Below are 21310 nucleotides of genomic sequence, written 5' to 3' on the forward strand. Positions count from 1 at the left end.
GATTAGGCGCGCCCGTAGGCCTCCGCAATGGCCACCTGCATCGCGTCTTCGGGATCGCGCTCGCCCCAGGTCGCCAGCTGGAAGGCCGGGTAGAACCGCTCGGAGGACACGACAGCCGCGCCGATCAGCCGGTCGATCTGCTCTGGCCCGGGCAGCTGCCCGCCCGAGAGCACAAGACCATGCCGCCAGACCATCAGCCGCTGATCGGGCCAGAAGGTGAAGGCGCCGGTCCAGACCCGGTCGTTGATGCGGTTGAGAAGCTCGTAAAGCGCGCCCTCGCGGGCCGGCGGCGGGTCCATCTCGAAAGTGCAGATCAGCCGCAGGGTTTCGTCCATCGGCGACCAGGCGAGGGTGATCGAGTAGGTCCGCCACTGACCCTCGACCGCCATTGCGATCTGGTCATCGGTGACCCGGTCGAATTCCCATTCATGGGCTTCGGCCAGCGTCTCGACGATGTCGATCGGGTGGAGTTCTTCGGCGTACAGATAGTCTTCGCTCAGTGCCATGCTCGTATCCCCCTGCCTTTTTAGATGCCCGGGGTGCAGCTCCCCTAGGGCTTGTCGGCTTTACAAGGAACGGCGGTAGCAGCCGCCTGTCCCTACAAGATATCGTGTAGGCAGGTTGCTATTGTGTAAAGCAAATTCTGGTGGATAAGCCGGGCGGCCCCCACGAAATCTGGGGATAGTTCATCCACAACGCGGGGCGAATTGCGGATTGCTACACGCTAAGCATTTGAGATTGTTTGGAAACGCAAAAAGCGCCCGAAGATCGGGCGCTTTTTGAAGCGGTTTGGTGGAGCCTAGGGGGATCGAACCCCTGACCTCGTCATTGCGAACGACGCGCTCTCCCAGCTGAGCTAAGGCCCCGAACCGTGGCGTGGTATTTCGCGCAAGGCGCAGGCGTTGTCAAGCGGCCCGCCCGCGCCGCGCGCGAAAATTTCTGCCGATCCGCGTTATGCGGGCACCGAGATTTTCGACTTCACAAAATTGACCAGATCGCCTGCCGGGCGGGCGCCTGCGGCGCGGGCAACCTCGCGGCCTTTGGCGAACAGGATGAAGGCGGGGATGCCCTGAATCCGGTAGCGCTGGGTCGCGGTGGGGTTCACCTGCGTGTTGATCTTCGCCAGCCGCACATGTGGGGTCAGCTTCTCGGCGGCCATGTTGAACTGCGGCGCCATCGCCTTGCACGGGCCGCACCACGGCGCCCAGAAATCGACCAGCAGCGGCAGATCGTCCTTTTCGGCCTTGGCGAGCGTCTTGAAGTCGACTTCGGTCACCTTGTGCGAGACGAGCCAGCCGCCGCAGGTGCCGCATTTCGGATTCGCGCCCAGCTTCTCGGCGGGGACGCGGTTGGCCTGCCCGCAATCAAGGCAGGTTACGCGGTAGCTTTGAGAGGATTGGGTCATGTCACCCCTCCTTTACATTGGGTTGCAAGATATATCGGAAACCCACTTCGGCTTTGCAAGGAGACGACATGACGCGCTGGAAAGAGCTGAGCCCCGAACGCCAGATGGACCTTCGCGCCGCCTATGACATCGAGATGGCGCGGCAAACCAATACCTGTTCGCTCGACGAGAAGATCGCGCGCTTCGCCGAATGGCTCGCCCCACAGGGCATCGCCTTCGGGATGGACGATCTCGCGAAAGGCTGATCCGCTCAGCGGCTCTTGAGGTAGAAGAGCGTCCCCCCGACGATCACCGCAGCGAGCACCGCCAGCGCGATCTTCCATGCCGACCACGGGCGATCCCCGCGCACGCGGCCTGTCTGGGCGTTCACGACGAAGCGGTAGGAGCGGCCACGGAACTTGTAGGCGGCGGTCCAGATCGGCAGCAGGATATGCTTGAAGGTCTCGGCCGAGAACTGCGGGTCCATCGCGCCGATCCGCTGCTCGTCGCCGCCAATATCGCGGCGGATGTCGGTCTGGATGACGCGGATCATCTCGGCCTGCGCGGCGTGATGACCCTCCTGCAGTTGCACCGTGTAGCCCTCGGCGGTGAAGCCCGCGAGATAATCGCGCCGATAAGGTTCGAGCGCCGTCAGGTCCCACGGGCGCAGCGCCTGCACGTAATCGGGCGGCAGCGAGCGCGCGGCGTAGATCACCACATCGTCGAAATCGCGCGCCACCTGACCCGAGACCGGCGTCCAGCGGATGCGCCGGACCTGCTCGGTGCGGGGGCCTTTGTCGGTCTGCACCGTGCGCGTGACGTAATAGGCGTCGCCGCGCTGGCCGGAATAGCGCGTGCGGGTTGCGGCGTCGAAGGTCCAGAAGGGCGCGTAGATGCCGGTCATGCGCCGGCCCTTGCGGGCGTATTGCGAAAGCCCGTTGGGGGCGAACCAGAGCGAGCCGAGCCATTTCGAGAGCGCCGCGCGCGCTTGGTCCTCGGTCAGCTGGAATGGCAGCACCCCTTGCGGCTTGATCAGCCGCGTCGTGCCCGTATCGACCACCACGGGCGTCGCGCAGAACGGGCATTCGGTCGCGTGCTCGCCGTTTTGCAACTCGATCGAGGCGCCGCAATTGGGGCAGGAGACGGTGCGGTGCTCCTCCATCTCCTGCGCGGGCAATTCACGGGTCAGCGCATCGTCGAGCGGCAATTCGCGCAAGCGCGCCTCTCCGCGCCCGGTGGCGGAGGGAATGTCCTGCACATGGCCGCAATGATCGCAGACGAGCCGCGTCTGGCCCGGTGCGAAGCGCAGATCGGCGCCGCAGCTTTCGCAGTGATAGTGGCTCTCGCCGCGTGGGGCGGCAGGGGCGGCAGCCGCGCTCCGCCCCACTTTCGGGAAACCCAGCATTCGATCAGCTCGCAGGTGGCGCAGCAGGCGGGGGCGGCGGCGGTGCGATGGTGAAGAGCTGCGCCAGTTCGGTCACGTCCTCGGCACGCATCCAGCCATTCTGACCGGGCGTCCAGACGAGGCTGTCGCGGGTGAGCGAGCCTTCCGACACCATACGCCCCAGATGCCCGCGCCCGAAGGGCCCCTGCGTTGCCCATTCACCGCGAGATGCCAGACCTTCTCCACCGGCGGCGGGGAGGGGCGGCGGTGCGGCGGCGGGTTGCTGGGCCATCTGCCCCCAGGGCCCCATCTGCTGGCCCATCGCCATGCCCATGCCTGCGCCCATGCCCGCGCCCATCGCGGCGCCCATCCCGGCGGAGGCGCCCGAGCCCGGCTGGCCCATCGCCTCGGCGGCGTTGTATTGCATGTATTTGTTCAGATCGCCCACGATCCCCATTGAGGTGCGCTTGTCGAGAACCGCCTCCACCGCTTCGGGCAGCGAGACGTTCTCGATGTAGAACTCGGGCAGCTCCAGCCCGTAATTCGCGATGGTCGGCGCGATCGCCTTGGTGATCAGCTTGCCCATGTCGGCGGTGTTCGCGGCCATGTCCAGGATCGGGATGCCCGAGCTGGCAATAGCGCGCGAGAACTCCTGCACGATCACGTTGCGCAGCTGGTAGCTGATCTCGTCAGAGGTGAACTCGCCATCGGTGCCGACGATCTCGGTCAGGAACTTGCCCGGATCGGTGACGCGCATCGAATAGGTGCCGAAAGCGCGGATGCGCACCGGGCCGAATTCCGGATCGCGCGCCATGACCGGGTTTTTCGTGCCCCATTTGAGGTCGTTGAACCGGGTGGTGTTGACGAAATAGATCTCGGACTGGAAGGGCGATTTGAACCCGTGATCCCAGTGCTGAAGCGTCGTCAGGATCGGCAGGTTGTTGGTCTCGAGCATATAGAGCCCGGGCCCGAAGATATCGGCCAACTGGCCCTCATGGACGAAGACCGCGGCCTGACCTTCGCGCACGGTCAGCTTCGCGCCGTATTTGATCGCGTGACCCTCGCGCTCGAACCGCCAGACCATCGTGTCGCGGGTGTCGTCGGTCCAGCCGATTACGTCGATGAATTCGCCGGAGAGGAAATCGAGAATGCCCATGGATGCGGTTCCTTCTTGGTTCTCAGCTTGCGCCGCCCAGCAATTCGGAGGCGATGGTGGTGACGATCGGGCGGGCCTCGCGTTCGGTCATGCCGGGCGTCAGGCGCGGGTCGTAAAGCATTTGCAGCAGCAACTCGTCATGCTTGGTCAGCAGCGAGAATTCCTCGTCATCGTTGAAGATCGAGGGCCGCGCGCGCGGATAGTCATTGGCGAGACCCAGCCCCTGGGCCAGTTCCTCATGGATACAGCTCGTGCGCAGTTCGGGCGGATGCTCGCCCCGGATCACCGCGACGGCGTCGGTATAGATCGGACTGTCGCCCTGCGAGAAGGCAAAGACCACGCAATAAGTCGAGAGCGGCAGGTTGGTGATCGCCTCGACTGAGCTGTCATCGATCCCCGGCACCAATTGGCGCAGGCGCGGGCCGATCGCCCGGCGCTCGTCCTCATTTAGGAACAGGACGTGGAAATTGCCGCCCCGGTTCACCACGCTGACCGGATGGCGCGAGGCGCGCGCGAGCTTGCCCGCATAGGCGCGCACTTCGGCGATATCCGAGGCGCGGTCGGCCTTGGGGATCGAGGCGCCGAAATCGATATCCATCCGCACCGGCTTGTCCCAGCGCCGCAGGCGCGAGGGGGTCTGACGCGCGACGAACCCGCCGCCCTGCGCCGCGTATTCGTCGTAAAGCGCGATATGGATGAAGTCCTGCACCAGTTGCCGCTGGTTGAACGGCGCATCGCGCGGCGCGACATCGGTGCGCAACTGGCCGCGCGCTTCCATCTCGGCGGCGGTCTTGGCGAAATAGGCCGACATCTCCCGCGAGAGCGCGCTTTGCTTGGTAGCGTTCGAGCGATCGAGATCGGCCGGTGCGCTGGGCGGGCGCGCGGTCTTGTCCGGTGCGAGCGGCGAGCCGCCCAAGCCCGGCGCGCAGGCCGAAAGGGCCAGCGCCGCCAGCCCTGCAAGAACCGGAAAGGCCGCACGCATCCGTGTCATCCCGCAGCCCCGCCAGCCTGTGCGGAGGATTTCGCCGCCGACAGGGTGTCGCGCAGCTTGTCTTCCATTTCGACCAGATCATGCTCTGCGGCGGCCCGCTTGCGCTTGCCCTCATCCGCGATGCGCAAGGAGTCCTCGATCGTGGCGACCAGATCGGCATTGGCGGCCTTCACCGCCTCGATGTCGAAGACACCGCGCTCCATCTCGGTGCGGATCTCGGCATTGGCTTCGCGCAGGTTCTTGGCATTCGATGTCAGAAGCTCGTTGGTCAGATCATTGGCCTCGCGCACAGCGCCTGCCGCCTCGCGCGAGCGTTGGATCGTGACCGCCTGCGCCAGCTGGGTCTCCCACAGCGGCACGGTGTTCACGAGCGTCGAGTTGATCTTGGTCACAAGGCTCTTGTCGTTCTCCTGCACCAGCCGGATCGACGGCAGCGACTGCATCGTCACCTGACGGGTCAGTTTCAGATCATGCACCCGGCGCTCCAGATCGTCGCGGGCTGCGCGCAGATCGCGGATTTCCTGCGCCTTGAGCACTTTCTGATCCTCGGATGCGGCTTCCATCGCCGCCTCTTTAGCGGGGATTTCCTCCCGGTCGAGCTGGGCCAGCTTTTCCTCGCCCGCCGCGATATAGAGGGCGAGCTCGTCATAGAAATGCAGCGTCTTGTCGTAGAGCATGTCGAGCGATTTGATGTCCTTGAGCAGCTTGTGCTCGTGGCTCAGCAACTCGTCGGTGACGCGGTCGATCTGGCCCTGCACCTCTTCGAACCGGGCGATGAAGTTGCCAAACGGCGCGGCGCGGCCCAGCAGCTTTTCCCACCAGCTCCGCTTGCGGCGCACGTCGAGTTCCGAGACCGAGAAGCCGCGGATCGTGGTGACGATCTGGCGCAGGCTGTCTCCGGCGGGACCGACATCCTTGTTCTTGACGCCCGAGAGCATCTCCTGGCTGATCGACTGCAGATCGACCTGCGCGCGCGAGCCGAACTGCACAATCGAATTCGAGTCGCCCATGTCCAGCTCGGCCATGCGCTTGCGGATTTCTTCGGCGGTCTCGGGCGGGGCCTGATCGAGCGGCGTCACCGCCTCTGCCGGGCCCGGCTCGGGCAGCAGCGAACCGCTGACACCTTCCACTTCGGTCATCAGCTCGGTTGCCTTTTGGCGGGTCGTCTCGGTCATCTCAGGGCCTCCTTGCGCCTGTCGGGGCAGTTCCCGGTGTCACTCTTAAACTCACGCTTCGTCAATTCTCGCGGGTCGTCGGCACGACCCCTTCGCGCGCCAGCCGGTCGCGCAGCACGTCGATCTCGATCTCCAGCCCCTCGCGGCCATCTTCCAGCATCTTGCGGGTGCGGGCGGTGAAATTCGCCTCCAGATCATCAAGCAGCGCCGCGTAATCGTCGCGTGCCTTGTGATCGCGCGTGTTGCGCCACAGATCGGCGAACTTGATCGTCGCGTCGCGCGCGCCCTCCAGATAAACGGTCATGTAGCGCCGCGCCTGCGCCAGATCGCCGGGATCTTCCTCGACCGCACGGAACAGATCGCGCGCGGTGGTCGCGAATTGCTCGACCCGGGTGATCAACACTCGCTCGCCCGAGGGGGTGATCGCCTTGCGCATCTCGGCCAGATAGGCCTCGCCTTCCTTGACCACGCGAGCGACGCGCTCTTGCTGAAACTCGTCTACGCCCTCCATCCCCTTGTCTTTCAGCGGATCGAGACCGAAGGCCACGAGCGAGACCACCATGCCGATAGCCCCGATCCCGGCCGCGCCGATCACGCCCAATTCGGGGGCCTGTGCGCCCAATGCGAGACCCAGACCATAGGCGACGGAGCCCAGAATTTTTCGCGGAAAGGCGGGGCGCTTGGCCGAACTGCGCGCGACATAGGCGAATTCGGCCCGCAGCCCCTCGCGGATCGTCCAGGCGGCGCCCGCGATCAGCGCGAAGGCGCCAAGCGCGCGGGCCAGTGCGAAGGGGCCTTCGCCGAAGGCACCTAGCAAGAAGGGCAGGGCGGCGGCCACGATCCAGAACGGACGGCCTTCTTCGGGGTGGCGGGCATCGGGACGACGATGGGGCGGCACGCTGCGGGGATCATGCAGGTCCGGCCCGCTGGCCGGGCCTTGGGGCGAGTATTTTCCGCCATAGCGTTGAGCCATCATACGCTCCCGGTGAGCGCGACCGACAGCGTCAGCGCGATCATCAGCCAGAAAGCGATTCTCTTTTGCGCCTCGCGCGACATCGCCAGCCCCTGCCATCGGACGCGAATTTCGACGTCCTCAGGGGAATTTATAAGCAGGCTGGCGGGTCTATGCCAGAGAGACGGTGTGAAATTCGCGTAAACCCGCCGAGGAAAAAGAAGAGGGGAAAACCACGGCGGTTTTCCCCTCTCTCAAAGCGCGTTTTCGCCGGTCAGTCGCGATTGCCACCGCGCGGCTTGCCACCGAAGGGCTTGCCACCGGGTTTCCCGCCCGGTTTGCCCGAATGCGACTTGAAGCCGCCCGAGCGTGCGGGCCGGTCACCGCGCGCGTCACCGTGGGACTTGAACCCGCCCGAGCGCGGCTTGCCGCCCGGTTTTCCGCCATGCGATTTGAAGCCGCCCGAGCGGGGCTTGTCGCCACCACGGTCGTCACGGCCACCTTCGTCGCGATCCCGGTTGAAGCGCGCCTTGTCGCCGAACTTCCCACTGGGCTTGCCGCCGAACTTCCCGCCCGAGCGGTCGTCGCGGTCGCGGTTGAAGCTGGGCTTGTCGCCACGCGGCCCACGATCGGGGCGGTCGCCGCGATCTTTCGAGAAGCGAGGCTTGTCGCCCCGGTCGCCGCGCTCGCCTTCATCACGATGCGACTTGAACCCACCGGTGCGCGGCTTGCGCGGCCCGTCGCGGAACGGACGATCCTCGCGGCCGCCCTCTTCGCGATCCTTGCGGAAACGCGGTTTGTCGTCACGACCACCCTCGTCGCGGTCGCGGTTGAAGCGCGGCTTGTCGCCACGCGGCCCGCGATCCGGACGGTCGCCCCGGTCCTTCGAGAAGCGCGGCCCCCGATCGCCACGATCGCCGCGGTCGCCCTCGTCACGATGCGATTTGAAGCCGCCCGTACGCGGCTTGCGCGGACGATCTTCACGACCACCTTCGTCACGATCCTTGCGGAAGCGCGGCTTGTCATCACGCCCGCCGTCATCGCGATCGCGCTTGAAGCGCGGCTTGTCGCCCCGATCCTTGCGATCGCCGCGCTCCGGACGATCCCCACGCTCTTTGCGCTCGGGCTTGGCCTCGCCGCCTGCGGGCTTGTCGTCGAGCAACCCGCCAAGCTGATCGCGCAGCATCCGGCGCTTCACTTCCATGACGTCGCCCGCCTTCATGTCCATCAGGCGGAACGGGCCGTAGCTGATCCGGATCAGGCGGTTCACCTGGAAGCCGATCTCGGTCATCGCGCGACGGATTTCGCGGTTGCGACCTTCGCGGATGCCCACGGTCAGCCACGCATTCGCGCCTTGCTGACGGTCGAGCGAGACCTCCATCGGCAGGAATTCCTCGCCGTCGATGGTGATGCCCTGACGCAGCGGCTCGAAAGACTGCTCGGTCGGGCGGCCATTCACGCGCACGCGGTATTTGCGTAGCCAGCCGGTCTCGGGCAGCTCCAGACGGCGCTTCAACCCGCCATCATTGGTCAAGAGCAGCAGGCCTTCGGAGTTGATGTCGAGACGGCCCACGTTCAGCACGCGCGGCATGCCCTCGGGCATCTCGTCGAAAATCGTGCGGCGGCCCTGTTCGTCTTTCTCGGTCGTGACCAGACCCAGCGGCTTGTAATAGAGCCACAGCCGCGTTTCCTGCGGTGCGTCGATCGGCTTGCCGTCGATGGTGATCTTGTCGGACGCAGCCACGTCGAGCGCGGGCGAGTCGATCTGCTTGCCGTTCACCGCGACCTTGCCGGCGAGGATCATCTTCTCGGCGTCGCGGCGCGAGGCCACGCCGGAGCGCGCGATCACCTTGGCGATGCGTTCTTTCGCGCCGGATTTCTCGGCGGATTTCGAAACGGAATTTTCGGGGGAGTTGTCGGGAGTATCGGTCATGTCCGGTTCCTTCTAGGGGAGGGGGCGCGCGAGTCACTCGGGCGCGAAAGATGGCGATCTACACCTTTCTGCTGCGCGTGGGAAGCGTCTTGATAAGCGCGGATTTGCAAGCGATGAAGAGCCATGGAATTCCGGTCTTTCATGCAACAGGCTCTGGCAGAGGCGCGCGAGGCGGCCAAACGCGGCGAGGTGCCCGTGGGCGCGGTCGTCGTCTCCCCTGACGGTAGGGTGGTGGCCGCCGCTGGCAACCGCACCCGCGAGCTGGGCGATCCGACTGCCCATGCGGAGATCCTCGCGATGCGCGAGGCCTGCGCGCAGATCGGTTCGGAGCGGCTGCCGGGCTATGATCTCTATGTCACGCTCGAGCCCTGTCCGATGTGCGCCTCGGCGATCTCACAGACCCGGATCGCGCGGCTTTATTACGGCGCGGCAGATCCGAAATCGGGCGGCGTCGCGCAGGGGCCGCGCGTCTTCTCGCATCCGCAAAGCCACCACGTGCCGGAAATCTACGACGGTATCGGGGCGGCAGAGGCGGAGGCGCTTTTGAAGGATTTCTTCGCCGCGCGCCGCTGAGCGACGCCCGTCTGGACGGATTGCCTTTCCTGTGGCATATCAATCGCATCGCAGGCCCCAAGGGCCGCGATCCCCGACATTGGTATCAGTCAGAAGGAGCGGGCATGCGTCCGGCACTGCGTCTGCGCGAAGGTGGCCTTGCGGCCTATCAGCAAGAGATGAAATGGGTCGCTCTGGCCCTCGGCATCGCCTCGACCATCGCCATCGTGCAGAACTGGTACCCGCTCAATCTCTTTCTCAGCCTGCCGTTCTGCCTGATCTGGGCCTATCACGCGTGGCTGCATACCGAGCGTCAGTTGAAATATCTCAACATCATGTTCACCGGCTTCTACCTCTACGGGATCGCGCGCTATTTCCTTGTGTCGCAGGGTCAGGGCTGAAGCGCGGGTCTTGTAACCCCGTTGGCCAGCGGGGATAGTCGCGCAAGATATTCGGGGATGATTTCATGAGCGACGAGAACGACAAGATACTCGAACAGGCCCGCCAGTTCATCGAGGCGATCCCGCATTCCCGCGCGCTGGGGATGCAGATGGACGAGATCCGCCCCGGCTGCGCGACCCTGTCGATGCCCTATGACACGCGGTTCGTGGGCGATCCGCGCACCGGCGTGATCCATGGCGGCGCGGTCTCGGCGCTGATGGATACCTGCGCGGGCGCCGCCGTGATGAGCCATCCGCAGGCCGGAGCCTCCACCGCGACGCTCGATCTGCGCATCGATTACATGCGCCCCGCCACGCCCGGCCAGCGGATCACCGCGCGGGCCGAATGTTACCACGTCACCCGCTCGGTGGCCTTCGTGCGCGCCACCACCCATGACGAGGATGCCGAGCGTCCCGTGGCGACCGCCACCGGTGCCTTCACCGTCTCGCGCCCCGAAAAAACCAAATCGGAGGGGCAAGCATGAACCGTCCCAAGCCCGAACCCGTCCAGCAGGTCAAGCAGCGCCGAGACGGCGCGCTCAAGATGCTCGTCGAAGGCATTCCTTACGCGCAGTTCCTCGGCATCGGTTTCGACCGGCGCGGCGACGAGCTGACCGGCGTTCTGTCCTATGACGACAAGCTGATCGGCAACCCGATGCTGCCCGCGATCCATGGCGGGGTGACGGCGGCCTTTCTCGAGGTCACCGCGATCATCGAACTCAGCTGGTCTTACCTGTGGGACGATATCGAGGCGGGGCGGATCGATTTCGACGCGCTCACGCCGGAGAGCCTGCCGCGGCTGCCCAAGACGATCGATTTCACCGTGGACTACCTGCGCTCCGGCCTGCCGCGCGACGCCTATGCGCGAGCGCGCGTCAACCGCTCGGGGCGGCGCTATGCCAGCGTCCATGTCGAGGCGTGGCAGGACAACCGGACCCGGATTTTCGCCCAAGCGACGGGCCATTTCCTGATGCCCGCGCGGGACGATACCTCCGCCAATGGCTGAGATTACCCATGCGCGGGTCCTGAAGATCGCGCTGCCCATCGTCCTCTCGAACGCCACGATCCCGATCCTCGGTGCGGTCGACACGGCCGTCGTCGGGCAATTGGGCCTGCCCGCGCCCATTGGCGCGGTGGGGATCGGCGCGGTAATCCTGTCCTCGCTCTACTGGATATTCGGCTTCCTGCGGATGGGCACGACCGGGCTCGTGAGCCAGGCGCATGGGACGGGCGATACGGGCGAGGTCTCTGCCGGGCTGATGCGCGCGCTGATCATTGCAGGCATCGCCGGGCTGAGCCTGATCGTGCTGCAACTGCCGCTCTTCTGGGCCGCGTTTCAGCTTGCCCCGGCGAGCGACGAGGTCGAGCGCCTTGCTCGCGACTACCTGCAGATCCGCATCTGGGGCGCGCCGCTCACCATCTCGCTTTACGCCTTCACCGGCTGGCTGATCGCGCTGGAACGCACGCGCGGTGTCCTCTTGCTGCAGGTGGCGATGAACGCGCTGAACGTGGGGCTGGATCTTCTCTTCGTGCTGGGCCTCGGCTGGGGCGTGCAAGGCGTCGCGGGCGCCACGCTGATCTCCGAGATCAGTGGTGTGGTGCTGGCGCTGTGGCTCTGTCGCGCGGCCTTCGCAGGCGGGTTGTGGCGGGCGCGCGCAATCTTTGATCGGGTGAAACTGGCGACGATGGCGCGGGTGAATACCGACATCATGCTGCGCTCGATCTTGCTGCAGGCGAGCTTCACCTCCTTCCTCTTCCTCGGCGCGGGGCAGGGCGATGTGACCCTTGCGGCCAATCAGGTGCTGCTGCAATTCCTGCAGATCACCGCCTTCGCGCTGGACGGGTTCGCCTTCTCCGCCGAGAGCCTCGTGGGCCAAGCGGTGGGCGCACATTCGGCTGCAAGGCTGCGCCGGGCGAGCATCGTGTCCTCGCAATGGGGGATCGGCGGCGCGCTCGCGCTGGGCGCGGTCTTCCTGCTCGCGGGGCCTGCGATCATCGACCTGATGACCACCGCCCCGAATGTCCGCATCGAGGCGCGCGACTATCTGATCTGGATCGCCGCCGCGCCGCTGATCGGCGGGCCGGCCTGGATGCTAGACGGCATCTTCATCGGCGCGACCCTGACCCGCGAGATGCGCAACGCGATGGTGATCTCGGTCGCGATCTACACGGCCGCGCTTTTCGTGCTGATCCCGCTTTTCGGCAATCACGGGCTCTGGGCGGGGCTGATGATCCTCAACGCCACGCGCGGCCTGACAATGGCGCGGCTCTATCCCCGTGCCGAGGCGAAAGCGGCAGCCGGGTAGGGGCGCTGCCCCTCTGCCTGCGCCCCGCCGCTCCCTTCCCCTTGGGAGAAATATCCCGGGGGTGAGGGCGAAGCCCGAGGGGGCAGCGCCCCCTTCAGACGGTATCTAGGTAAAGCTCGGTCTGTTCCTGATCCGACAGCTCGGCCATGTAATGCAGCTCCTGCCGCTTGGTCATGGCGAAATTGGTGATCAGGTCGCGGTCGAAGATGCGCGGCATGATCTCGCAATTCTGGAAAGCGTCGATCGCCGCTTCCCAGTCGGTCGGCATCTGCGGAAGGTCGAGCGCATAGGCGTTGCCCTTGATCGGCTCGGGCGCTTCCATCTTGTCCTCGATCCCGATCAGGGCGGCACCCAGAATCGCTGCGATCATCAGGTAGGGGTTCACGTCGCCGCCTGCCACGCGATGCTCGATCCGTCGCGCCTGCGGTCCCGAGGCCGGGATGCGCAGCGCCGCGGTGCGGTTCTCATAGGCCCAGGCGATGCCGGTCGGCGCATGGGCGTCGGGCACGAGCCGGTCATAGCTGTTCTCATGCGGCGCGAAGATCAGGCCCGAGCCCGACATCGCGGCCAGACACCCGGCGACCGCATGGCGCATCTGGTCCGAGCCCTGCGGTGTGCCGTCGTTGAAGATGTTGTTGCCCTCGGCGTCGAGCACCGAGAAATGCATATGCATCCCGTTGCCGGGCCATTCGTCGTAAGGTTTCGCCATGAAGGACGCGGCGAAGCCATGCGCGCGCGCCAGACCTTTCACCAGCATCTTGAACAGCCAGCTGTCATCGGCGGCCTTCAGCGGGTCGGGCTGGTGCGAAAGGTTGATCTCGAACTGCCCCGGACCCGCTTCGGAGATCGCGGTATCGGCGGGAATATCCATCGCCTCGCAGGCGTCGTAGAGCTGGCTGAAGAAGATGTCGAAGGCGTCGAGCGCGCGCAAGCTGAGGACTTCGCCGCCGGTGCGGCGCTTGCCCGAGCGCGGCGAGGGGGGCACGCGCAGGGTCTTGCCGCTGTCGTCGATCAGGAAGAATTCCAGCTCGGTCGCCACAACCGGGGTCAGCCCCAGCGCCTTGTAGCGTTCCACCACGCGCGCCAGCGCCTGCCGGGGGTCGCCCGCATAGGGCTTGCCGTCCATATGGAACATCCAGATCGGCAGCAGCGCGGTCGGCGCCGAGAGCCACGGCATCGGCAGGAAGCCCCGCTCGGTCGGCATCAGAAGCCCGTCAGCATCGCCGGACTCGAAGACAAGCGGGCTGTCTTCGACATCCTCGCCCCAGATGTCGAGATTCATGACCGAATAGGGGAAACGCGTCCCTTCGGTGAAGACCTTATCGGCGAAGCGGGCTGGCAGGCGCTTGCCGCGCGCCACCCCGTTGAGATCGGCCGCCGCCACGCGGATCGTGCGAACGTCGGGATGGTCGTGCAGCCAGTTCATGTGTCACCTGATAATCTGCGGCCTGAACCGGAAGCGCTTGCGGCTTTCCTGCGGCAGATGGCGGTTCAGGCGGCGGTTGATCACCCCGAAGACCGCGATGACGCAGAGCGTAAGCAGAATGAAGTAGAACGCCGCGATCGGGTAGGGGATGAAGGGATTGAAGGTCTTGTCCGCGAAATATTTCGCGTAATAGAGCGCGTCGCCCTCCTGCCGGAACGCCGGGAAGCCCGAGAAGAAGACGAGCGTGGTGGCGTGGAACAGGAAGATCGCTTCGTTGGTGTAGGACGGCCAGCCGAGCCGGAGCATCGTCGGCCATGTCACGCGGCGGAACTTGGTCCAGCCGGTCATGCCGTATGCGTCGGCGGCTTCCATGTCGCCTTTCGGCACGGAGCGCAGCGCGCCGTAGAAGATCTCGGCGGCATAGGCGGAGGTGTTGAAGAACAGCACAATCAGTGCGCCTGCCCAGGCCCGCGTGATCCAGTCCGTTGCGACCGTAATCCCGAGGATCGGGAAGCCTGCACGGGGCAGCATCGCGAAGGCCTCGTAGGCGAGGAAGAACTGAATGAAGAGGGGCGAGCCGCGGAACAGGAAGATGAACCACTCCGCGGGTTTGCGGAAGATCGCGCGATCGGAGTTCTTCGCGACCGCCAGCGTCGTGGCGAGGAAGAACCCTGCGAGCAGAGCGAGGATGCCGAAATAGAGGTTCCAGATCATCCCCGAGCCGATCAGGGTGAATTGCTGGCACATGGTGAAATCGGAGCGCGGCAGCAGCCGCTCGCCGATCCCGATCGACCGCAGCCCGTAATCCGCGATGGTCTGAATGCAGCTCATGCGTCCGCCTTTCTCAGCGCTTCACCAGCAGCCGTGGCCTGCCCGAAGGCGAGGCGGCGATTGATGCGGGCCAGCACGAACTCGGAGAGCTTGGTCATCACCAGATAGAAGACCAGCAGCACGAGGAAGTAATAGAGGCGCCAGTCGGGATGCGGATAGGCGTAGATGCTCGACTTGGTCGCGCCCAGTTCGCGCGCCCAGTAGACGATATCCTCGATGCCCAGCAGGAACAGCAGCGGCGTTGCCTTGATGAGGATCATCCAGAGGTTCGACAGACCGGGGATCGCATAGGCCCACATCTGCGGGATCAGCACCCGGCGGTTCACCTGCGCGCGGGTCATGCCGTAAGCCTCGGCGGTCTCCAGCTGCGCGCGCGGCACCGCCTGCATAGCGCCGAACAGCACGTTGGCGGCGAAGGCGCCGTAGACGATGGAGAAGGCCACCACGGCCAGCGCGAAGCCATAGGCCTCGTGATAAAATTGCGGGGCCGTGCCGAGCGGGATTTTCGCCGCGGCACAGACGTGGAATTCGTTACCCGTCCAAGCCGGGCCGGGATCGGGGCAGACCGCGCGTGACTTCAGGTATTCGAGGCCCTGGTCCATCGCGATCGGTACGAAAAGGAAGAAGATGATATCGGGCACACCGCGCACCATCGCGATGTAGCCGCGTCCGAGAAAGCGCAGCGGGGCGGCGCTCGACCGGGCGGCCAGCGCCCCGCCGAAGCCGAAGATCAGCGCCACCGGCGCGGTCACGGCCAGCAGGATCAGCACGATGCCGAACGAGCCATAGAACATGATCTGCTTACCTGTGGTCAGGTAGCAGAGCAGCCAGCCAAGCCCGTGAAGGGCAGAGGGATCGGAACAGCTTTCGAACATCGGACTTTCGGTCGGGACCGGAGCGGCTCATGCCGCCCCGGCCTCGTTTTCTGGATCAGTTCTTGAAGGTCAGGGCGTCGTCGCCGAAATACTTCTTAAGCAGTTCGTTGAGCGTGCCATCGGCTTTCAGCTTGGAAATGCCGTCGTTGAACTTGTCCTTCAGCTCGGTGTCGGACTTGCGCAGGCCGATGCCGATGCCTTTGCCGAGCTGCACGTCGTCGCCCACGAATTCCATGTTGTCCTGGCCCGCGAAGGGCTTGAGCGCGTCCTTGTCGGCGAAGACCGCGTCGGCCTCACCGTTCTTCACGGCGGCGATCGTGTCGTCGAGGGTCGCGTATTCGGCCAACGTCGCGCCGGTTTCAGCGACATGCGCCGCCTGAATGGTGCCGGTCTGTGCCGCGATCACGCCGCCCTTGAGATCCGCGCCCGGGTCCATCGCCATGTAGGACGAGGCCGCCGGCGGGTAATAGGCCTGGGTGAAGTCGATGGTCTTCTCACGCTCAGCGGTGATCGACATGCCAGCCATGATCGTGTCGTAGTTGCCCGAGAGCAGGTTCGGGATGATCGAATCCCAGTCATTGGTGACCCAGGTGCAGTCGAGGCTCTCCATCTCGCACAGCTTGTCGCCGAGTTCGCGCTCGAAGCCTGCGACTTCACCGTTATCGTCGATGAAGTTGTAGGGAGGGTAGGCGCCCTCGGTGCCCATGCGGACGGTCTGTGCCGCGGCGACGCCGGCCGAAAGGCCGAGGATGGCAGCGGTCAGGATCAGTTTTTTCATTTTGGTTCCCCGTTGTTAATTCTTGGGTTGGTTCACGCCGGCGCGGTGGCCGACAGGAATTGTTGCAGGCGCGTCGATTTCGGCGCGCCGAACAGAGCCTCTGGCGGGCCCTCTTCCTCGATCTTGCCCTGATGCAGGAAGACGACGTGGTCGGAGACGTCACGCGCCAGTCGCATGTCGTGGGTGACGAGGATCATGGTGCGGTGTTCGGCGGCGAGGTCCTTGATGACCTTCACCACCTCTTGCTGCAATTCCGGGTCGAGCGCCGAGGTGGGCTCGTCGAAGAGAAGCGCCTTGGGCTCCATGCACAGCGCCCGCGCGATCGCCGCGCGCTGCTGCTGGCCGCCCGAGAGCTGCGCGGGCCAGGCGTCGCATTTGTCGCCGATGCCGACCTTGTCGAGCAACTGGCGCGCCAGCGGTTCGACCTCTGCCTTGTCGCGGCCCAGCACCGTCACCGGCGCTTCCATCACGTTCTGCAGGATCGTCATGTGCGCCCAGAGATTGAACTGCTGGAACACCATCGACAGGTTGGTGCGGAACCGGGTGACCTGCGCGCGGTCGGCAGGGCGACGATTGAGCCCCTCGCCACGCCAATGCACAGACTCGCCCTCGAAGATCACATCGCCCTTCTGGCTGTCTTCAAGCAGGTTGCAGCATCGCAAGAGCGTCGATTTGCCCGAGCCGGAGGAGCCGATCAACGACACCACATGGCCGCGCGGCGCGGTGATCGAGACGCCCTTGAGCACCTCGAGCGAGCCGTAGCTCTTGTAAAGGTCACGGATTTCGATGACGGGCGCGTCTTTGGGCGCAGGCTCGTTTCGGGTCACGCAGGCAGCTTCTCTTTGTCCATCCGCGCAATCTGGCGCGATTTGACCGGTGAATGCAACTGCGTCTGCCCGGTTGACGATGGGGAAGGGGCCGAAATCACGAGCATCTGAGGAAAAAACAGGCGCGGAGCGGTCGCGCCCCGCGCTGCCTTGACCGTCGAATTCAGGTGCGGCGGGCTTCGACGCGTTGCCGCGCCACCGCCGAATCGACGTCGTTAACGCCCAGAAGCTTCGCCGCGAGGCGGATCAACGCATCCTCATGAGCATCGCGCACGCCATCGGCCAGCGCCACGTCCCACAGCGCCTCGATCACGCCGGTGCGGTCCTCATAGGCGACCTTGTCCTTCAGCGCGCGGGTGAAGCGGACCGTGTCGGGCGCGCCCGCCTCGACCTCTTCGGCGCGCTTGCGCATCTCGGTCGCCTCGAAGCCCGAGAGACCGTTGCGCTGAGCGAGAACCCGGTCGATCCGGGTTTTCTCCTCTTCGGTATAGTTTTCATCCGACCGCGCGAGCCGCACCAGAAGTGCGCCAAGCGCCAATTCGCGATCGGCCCCCTCCATCGGATCGGGGGCGGGATCGTTGAGCATATCGAAGAGGCGTCCAAACATAGGCATAGAGATAAGCGATGCGCGGCGCAGGGCAAGTCACGGATGCGAAAGCCCTGCGCGCGTGTCTCACTTTTAGCCGACTTTCACGACCATCTTGCCGAAATTGCGGCCCTCCAGCAGGTCATAGAGCCCCTGCGGCGCGGCCTCGAGGCCCTCCACCACCTGCTCCTTGTACTGAACCTTGCCCTCTTTCAGCCAGCCGGTCATCGCCTCGGAGAATTCCTGATAAAGCTCGATCGGGAAGCTGTCGAAGATGATGAAGCCCTGCACCTTCACCTTCATGCGCAGGATCGTCGAGAGGATCTGCGGCCCGTGATCGGGCCCTTCGGGCAGGCCTTGCAGGTTATACCACGCGACCATGCCGCAGACCGGCATCCGCGCGAAGGGGTTGAGAAGCGGCAGCACGCCGTAGAGCACCTTGCCGCCGACATTCTCGAAATAGACGTCGATCCCGTCCGGGCAGGCTGCGGCCAGTTGCTCGGCGAAATCCTCGGCGCGGTGGTCGATGCAGGCGTCAAACCCCAGCGTGTCGGTGACATGGGCGCATTTCTCGGCCCCGCCCGCGACGCCGACGACGCGGCAGCCCTTGATCTTCGCGATCTGGCCGACCGTCGCGCCCACCGGCCCGGAGGCGGCGGCAACCACGACCGTCTCACCCGGCTTCGGCTCGCCGATCTTCAGCAGGCCCGCATAGGCCGTGTAGCCCGGCATCCCCAGAATGCCCAAGGCCCAGCTCGGGTTCTCCGGCTCCGGCCCGAGATTGAGCACCTGCGTGCCATCCGAGACGAAGAAGTCCTGCCAGCCCGAGGGCGAGAGCACATAATCGCCCTTCGAGAAGCCCGCGACATCGCTCTCCATCACCTCGGCCACGACCTGACCGGTCATCACGCCGCCGATCTCGACCGGGGTTGCGTAGGATTTCGCATCCGACATCCGCCCGCGCATATAGGGGTCGAGCGACAGATAGACGGTGCGCAGCAGCATTTCACCCTTGCCCGCCTGTGGCACGGCCTCGGTCTCGAGTTTCAGCGTGTTCTCGTTCGGCGCGCCTTTCGGGCGCTCGGCGAGGATGATCTTGCGGTTGGTGTCGGTGGTCTGTGCCATGAAAGCCTCCTGTTTGAGAGGCCAGCTAGCACGCGGTTCGCGCGGGGAAAGGGGGCGCTGCCCCCTCGGGCTTCGCCCTCACCCCCGGGATATTTCGGCAAGAGCGAAGGCAGGCACGGGCCGCCCCTTCGCTCTTGGAAAATATCCCGGGGTGAATGCCGTAAGGCAGAGGGGCAGCGCCCCTTAGCTGCGGGCCGCTTTCTCGGCGATGCCGGACGTCCCTTCGCGGCGCTCCAGTTCGGCCAGCACATCGGCCAGCTTCACGTCGCGCGCCGCCAGCATCACCAAGAGGTGATAGAGCACATCCGCCGCCTCATAGGTCAGGTTCTCGCGGTCGTTCTTCGCTGCGGCGATGATCGCTTCCACCGCTTCCTCACCGAATTTCTCGGCGCATTTCTCCGGGCCCTTGGCCAGCAGTTTCGCGGTCCACGACGTGTCGGGATCGGCGCCCTTGCGGCTCTCGATGGTCGCGGCGAGTTGGTCCAGAATGCTCATTGCAGCCTCATCGGAATGCCCGCGGCGGCCATGTATTCCTTGGCCTCGCGGATCGTGTATTCGCCGAAGTGGAAGATCGAGGCGGCGAGAACGGCCGAAGCCCCGCCCTTGGTCACGCCTTCCACCAGATGATCGAGATTGCCGACGCCGCCGGAGGCAATCACCGGCACGTCGACCGCGTCCGAGATCGCCTTCGTCAGCTCCAGATTGAAGCCCGCGCGGGTGCCGTCGCGATCCATTGAGGTCAGCAGGATTTCCCCCGCGCCCTTCGCAGTCACGGTGCGCGCGAATTCCACCGCGTCGATCCCGGTGGGCTTGCGCCCGCCATGGGTGAAGATCTCCCAGCGGCCCGGCTCCACGGTCTTGGCGTCGATCGCGCAGACGATGCACTGGCTGCCGAAACGGTCGGCGGCCTCGGTGATCACGTTCGGATCGGCCACGGCGGCGGAGTTGAACGAGACCTTGTCGGCCCCCGCCAGCAGAAGCGCACGCACGTCCTCATGGGTGCGCACACCGCCGCCCACGGTGAGCGGCATGAAACATTGCTCGGCGGTGCGGGTCACCAGATCGAACATGGTGCCGCGGTTTTCGTGCGTCGCGTGGATGTCGAGGAAACACAGCTCGTCGGCGCCGGCCGCGTCATAGGCCTTGGCGGCTTCGACCGGGTCGCCCGCGTCGATCAGGTTCACGAAATTGACGCCTTTCACGACGCGGCCGTCGGCGACGTCGAGACAGGGAATGATGCGGGTCTTCAGCATGGGCGGCGCTCCTTTGGCGCTTTCATAACGCGCAGGTGCCGCGAGGCAAAGGGGCAGAGTGCTCAGACCGGCTCGACCGGGCAATGCGGCAGAAGGCGGCGCACCATCGCGGCGGAACACAGATCGGTCGCAGGTGTCGTCACGGCGGCCGCTGCGCCTGCGGCGCCGTGCTGCAACGCCTCGCGGAAGGACTTGCCGCGGGAAAGCGCCAGCGTGAAGGCTCCCACGAAACTGTCGCCCGCGCCCACTTTCGACACGACGTCGACCTTCGGCGCCACAGCGAACCAGCGCGCATCCTTGGTGGCCAGCACATTGCCGTCCGCGCCGCGTGCCACGATCACCGCATGGGCCAGCCCGCGCCGCACGAGGTCTTGGGCGAAATCGGCGCTATCCCGGCGTTCGGGAAGTTTGCGACCCGCCAGCCCCTCGGCCTCCAGCTCGTCCATCCGCAGCACATCGGCGGGTTGCGCCTCGCTTTCCATCAGCTGGTGCAGCGCCTCGCCGGAGGTGTCGAGGAAAAGTCGCGCCTTGGTCCGCGCCATCTTCGTTGCCAGACGCGCGGGGAAATCTTCGGGCACGCCGGGCGGTTGCGAGCCCGACAGCACCACGATCCCACCTTCAGGCGCGGCCCGCGCGATCCGGCTGAGCGCCTTCGCGACATCGCGCGCGCCCCAGTCCGGCCCCGGCATCACGAAGCGATATTGCGCGCCCGTGCTTTGATCCGTGGCGGTCAGGCTCATCCGCGTCTCGCCCGGCGCGGGGAAGGGGAAGACGGCGATCCCGGCCTCGGCCAGAAGCCGCATCACCCGGTCGCCAGTGGTCCCGCCAAGGGCCACGAAAGCCGTGGAATTGCCCCCCAGAGCGGCGATCGCGCGGCTGACATTAAGGCCGCCGCCGCCCGGATCCGTGAGCGGCCGCGTGCAGCGCAGCTTGCGCTCGGGAGCGACCTCGGGGGTCTCGATCGACAGATCGACCGTCGGGTTGAGCGTGATCGTGAGGATCGAGGTCATCGCGTCTCCTTTTGGCCCAGAGCCCGACTTTGCGGCGCGAAGCTCGCGCCTGTCAACGCAGTGTTAAGGGATGGTGCGCTATGACCTCTCCCGTGCTGTTTCAAAGGAGTGTGAGGATGGTCCCGGGTGCCGATGATCCGCGATGGAAGCGGGTTTTAACGAGTCAGAGCGATTTGAGTGCGGCGTCGCTGGCAACGAAGATCTTGATTGCGCGCTTGCGTCGCGAGGTGGCCGCGCGCCCGGCCTCGCTTGGCGAGAAGATCGCGGAGCTGCGTGAGTTCGTGACGAAAAATGCTTTTGCCGCCGGCGATGTCGCGGCGTTCTAG

General features: G+C 65.4%; 24 protein-coding genes, 1 tRNA gene and 1 pseudogene. 7 read left to right on the forward strand and 19 right to left on the reverse strand.

The window, feature by feature from the left end; all coding sequences use genetic code 11:
* Positions 1 to 2 precede the first annotated feature (2 nt).
* From AKL02_RS05675 to AKL02_RS05685, 3 genes are all read right to left on the reverse strand, one after another.
* Entirely contained in the window at positions 3 to 506 is a 504-nt protein-coding gene (locus AKL02_RS05675; RefSeq protein WP_078519694.1) for a type III secretion system chaperone family protein, read from the reverse strand.
* A gap of 284 nt (positions 507 to 790) precedes the next feature.
* Positions 791 to 866, reverse strand: a tRNA-Ala gene (locus tag AKL02_RS05680).
* Positions 867 to 952: 86 nt separating this feature from the next.
* Entirely contained in the window at positions 953 to 1405 is a 453-nt protein-coding gene (locus AKL02_RS05685) for a thioredoxin domain-containing protein (RefSeq protein ID WP_078539752.1), read from the reverse strand.
* 68 nt (positions 1406 to 1473) lie between these two features.
* Between AKL02_RS05685 and AKL02_RS05690 the strand changes: the two genes are divergently transcribed.
* Positions 1474 to 1650: a hypothetical protein gene (locus AKL02_RS05690; protein WP_158522074.1), complete on the forward strand. Its 177-nt coding sequence runs from the start codon at positions 1474 to 1476 to the stop codon at positions 1648 to 1650.
* A gap of 5 nt (positions 1651 to 1655) precedes the next feature.
* Here AKL02_RS05690 and AKL02_RS05695 read toward each other — a convergent pair whose 3' ends face one another.
* The 6 genes and pseudogenes from AKL02_RS05695 to AKL02_RS05720 all read right to left on the reverse strand — a co-directional run bounded on the left by AKL02_RS05695 (position 1656) and on the right by AKL02_RS05720 (position 8975).
* Positions 1656 to 2789, reverse strand: a complete 1134-nt coding sequence (locus AKL02_RS05695; RefSeq protein WP_232621722.1) for a TFIIB-type zinc ribbon-containing protein — start codon at positions 2787 to 2789, stop codon at positions 1656 to 1658.
* Between the two features lie 4 nt (positions 2790 to 2793).
* Positions 2794 to 3924: pseudogene (locus AKL02_RS05700) on the reverse strand (SPFH domain-containing protein).
* 22 nt (positions 3925 to 3946) lie between these two features.
* Positions 3947 to 4906, reverse strand: a complete 960-nt coding sequence (locus AKL02_RS05705) for a DUF2927 domain-containing protein (protein WP_232621723.1) — start codon at positions 4904 to 4906, stop codon at positions 3947 to 3949.
* 5 nt (positions 4907 to 4911) lie between these two features.
* Complete coding sequence (locus AKL02_RS05710; RefSeq protein ID WP_083079179.1) at positions 4912 to 6090, reverse strand: toxic anion resistance protein; 1179 nt, start codon at positions 6088 to 6090, stop codon at positions 4912 to 4914.
* 61 nt (positions 6091 to 6151) lie between these two features.
* Positions 6152 to 7063 carry a 5-bromo-4-chloroindolyl phosphate hydrolysis family protein gene (locus tag AKL02_RS05715; protein WP_083079178.1) on the reverse strand — a complete coding sequence of 304 codons (912 nt, stop codon included), beginning with the start codon at positions 7061 to 7063 and terminating at the stop codon, positions 6152 to 6154.
* Positions 7064 to 7316: 253 nt separating this feature from the next.
* Positions 7317 to 8975: a pseudouridine synthase gene (locus AKL02_RS05720; RefSeq protein WP_083079177.1), complete on the reverse strand. Its 1659-nt coding sequence runs from the start codon at positions 8973 to 8975 to the stop codon at positions 7317 to 7319.
* Positions 8976 to 9098: 123 nt separating this feature from the next.
* On the opposite strand from AKL02_RS05720, the gene AKL02_RS05725 reads away from it, so the two are divergent.
* The 5 genes from AKL02_RS05725 (at position 9099) to AKL02_RS05745 (ending at position 12273) form a co-directional block, all read left to right on the forward strand.
* The gene (locus tag AKL02_RS05725; RefSeq protein ID WP_083079176.1) at positions 9099 to 9548 is read left to right on the forward strand and encodes a nucleoside deaminase; all 450 of its coding nucleotides are present in this window, start codon (positions 9099 to 9101) and stop codon (positions 9546 to 9548) included.
* 104 nt (positions 9549 to 9652) lie between these two features.
* On the forward strand, positions 9653 to 9928 hold the full coding sequence (locus AKL02_RS05730; RefSeq protein ID WP_083079175.1) for a peptidase: 276 nt from the start codon (positions 9653 to 9655) through the stop codon (positions 9926 to 9928).
* Between the two features lie 65 nt (positions 9929 to 9993).
* Positions 9994 to 10452 carry a PaaI family thioesterase gene (locus AKL02_RS05735; RefSeq protein ID WP_083079174.1) on the forward strand — a complete coding sequence of 153 codons (459 nt, stop codon included), beginning with the start codon at positions 9994 to 9996 and terminating at the stop codon, positions 10450 to 10452.
* The gene (locus AKL02_RS05740) at positions 10449 to 10973 is read left to right on the forward strand and encodes a PaaI family thioesterase (RefSeq protein WP_083079173.1); all 525 of its coding nucleotides are present in this window, start codon (positions 10449 to 10451) and stop codon (positions 10971 to 10973) included. Before AKL02_RS05735 ends, AKL02_RS05740 begins: the two co-directional genes overlap by 4 nt.
* Positions 10966 to 12273: an MATE family efflux transporter gene (locus tag AKL02_RS05745; RefSeq protein ID WP_083079172.1), complete on the forward strand. Its 1308-nt coding sequence runs from the start codon at positions 10966 to 10968 to the stop codon at positions 12271 to 12273. Before AKL02_RS05740 ends, AKL02_RS05745 begins: the two co-directional genes overlap by 8 nt.
* Positions 12274 to 12367: 94 nt before the next feature.
* Here the strand turns inward: AKL02_RS05745 and AKL02_RS05750 are convergent, their stop codons facing one another.
* From AKL02_RS05750 to AKL02_RS05795, 10 genes are all read right to left on the reverse strand, one after another.
* The gene (locus AKL02_RS05750; protein WP_078539744.1) at positions 12368 to 13699 is read right to left on the reverse strand and encodes a glutamine synthetase family protein; all 1332 of its coding nucleotides are present in this window, start codon (positions 13697 to 13699) and stop codon (positions 12368 to 12370) included.
* Positions 13700 to 13702: 3 nt separating this feature from the next.
* On the reverse strand, positions 13703 to 14530 hold the full coding sequence (locus tag AKL02_RS05755) for an ABC transporter permease (protein WP_078546203.1): 828 nt from the start codon (positions 14528 to 14530) through the stop codon (positions 13703 to 13705).
* On the reverse strand, positions 14527 to 15405 hold the full coding sequence (locus AKL02_RS05760; protein WP_083079171.1) for an ABC transporter permease: 879 nt from the start codon (positions 15403 to 15405) through the stop codon (positions 14527 to 14529). The genes AKL02_RS05755 and AKL02_RS05760 overlap by 4 nt, the downstream gene beginning before the upstream one ends.
* A gap of 55 nt (positions 15406 to 15460) precedes the next feature.
* Positions 15461 to 16183, reverse strand: a complete 723-nt coding sequence (locus AKL02_RS05765) for a transporter substrate-binding domain-containing protein (RefSeq protein ID WP_078569472.1) — start codon at positions 16181 to 16183, stop codon at positions 15461 to 15463.
* 32 nt (positions 16184 to 16215) lie between these two features.
* Entirely contained in the window at positions 16216 to 17010 is a 795-nt protein-coding gene (locus AKL02_RS05770; RefSeq protein ID WP_078519679.1) for an ABC transporter ATP-binding protein, read from the reverse strand.
* A gap of 163 nt (positions 17011 to 17173) precedes the next feature.
* On the reverse strand, positions 17174 to 17617 hold the full coding sequence (locus AKL02_RS05775) for a tellurite resistance TerB family protein (protein WP_078599477.1): 444 nt from the start codon (positions 17615 to 17617) through the stop codon (positions 17174 to 17176).
* 72 nt (positions 17618 to 17689) lie between these two features.
* Entirely contained in the window at positions 17690 to 18721 is a 1032-nt protein-coding gene (locus tag AKL02_RS05780; RefSeq protein WP_083079170.1) for an NADPH-dependent curcumin/dihydrocurcumin reductase, read from the reverse strand.
* Between the two features lie 183 nt (positions 18722 to 18904).
* Positions 18905 to 19216 carry a phosphoribosyl-ATP diphosphatase gene (locus AKL02_RS05785; RefSeq protein WP_078519676.1) on the reverse strand — a complete coding sequence of 104 codons (312 nt, stop codon included), beginning with the start codon at positions 19214 to 19216 and terminating at the stop codon, positions 18905 to 18907.
* Positions 19213 to 19974, reverse strand: coding sequence for an imidazole glycerol phosphate synthase subunit HisF (gene hisF, locus AKL02_RS05790; RefSeq protein ID WP_078603953.1), 762 nt, complete (start codon positions 19972 to 19974; stop codon positions 19213 to 19215). Before hisF ends, AKL02_RS05785 begins: the two co-directional genes overlap by 4 nt.
* Positions 19975 to 20036: 62 nt before the next feature.
* Complete coding sequence (locus tag AKL02_RS05795) at positions 20037 to 20984, reverse strand: 1-phosphofructokinase family hexose kinase (protein ID WP_083079169.1); 948 nt, start codon at positions 20982 to 20984, stop codon at positions 20037 to 20039.
* A gap of 116 nt (positions 20985 to 21100) precedes the next feature.
* Between AKL02_RS05795 and AKL02_RS05800 the strand changes: the two genes are divergently transcribed.
* Positions 21101 to 21310, forward strand: a complete 210-nt coding sequence (locus tag AKL02_RS05800) for a hypothetical protein (RefSeq protein ID WP_078599473.1) — start codon at positions 21101 to 21103, stop codon at positions 21308 to 21310.

The organism is Thioclava electrotropha, from assembly GCF_002085925.2.
In the GTDB taxonomy this organism is placed as follows: Bacteria; Pseudomonadota; Alphaproteobacteria; order Rhodobacterales; family Rhodobacteraceae; genus Thioclava; species Thioclava electrotropha.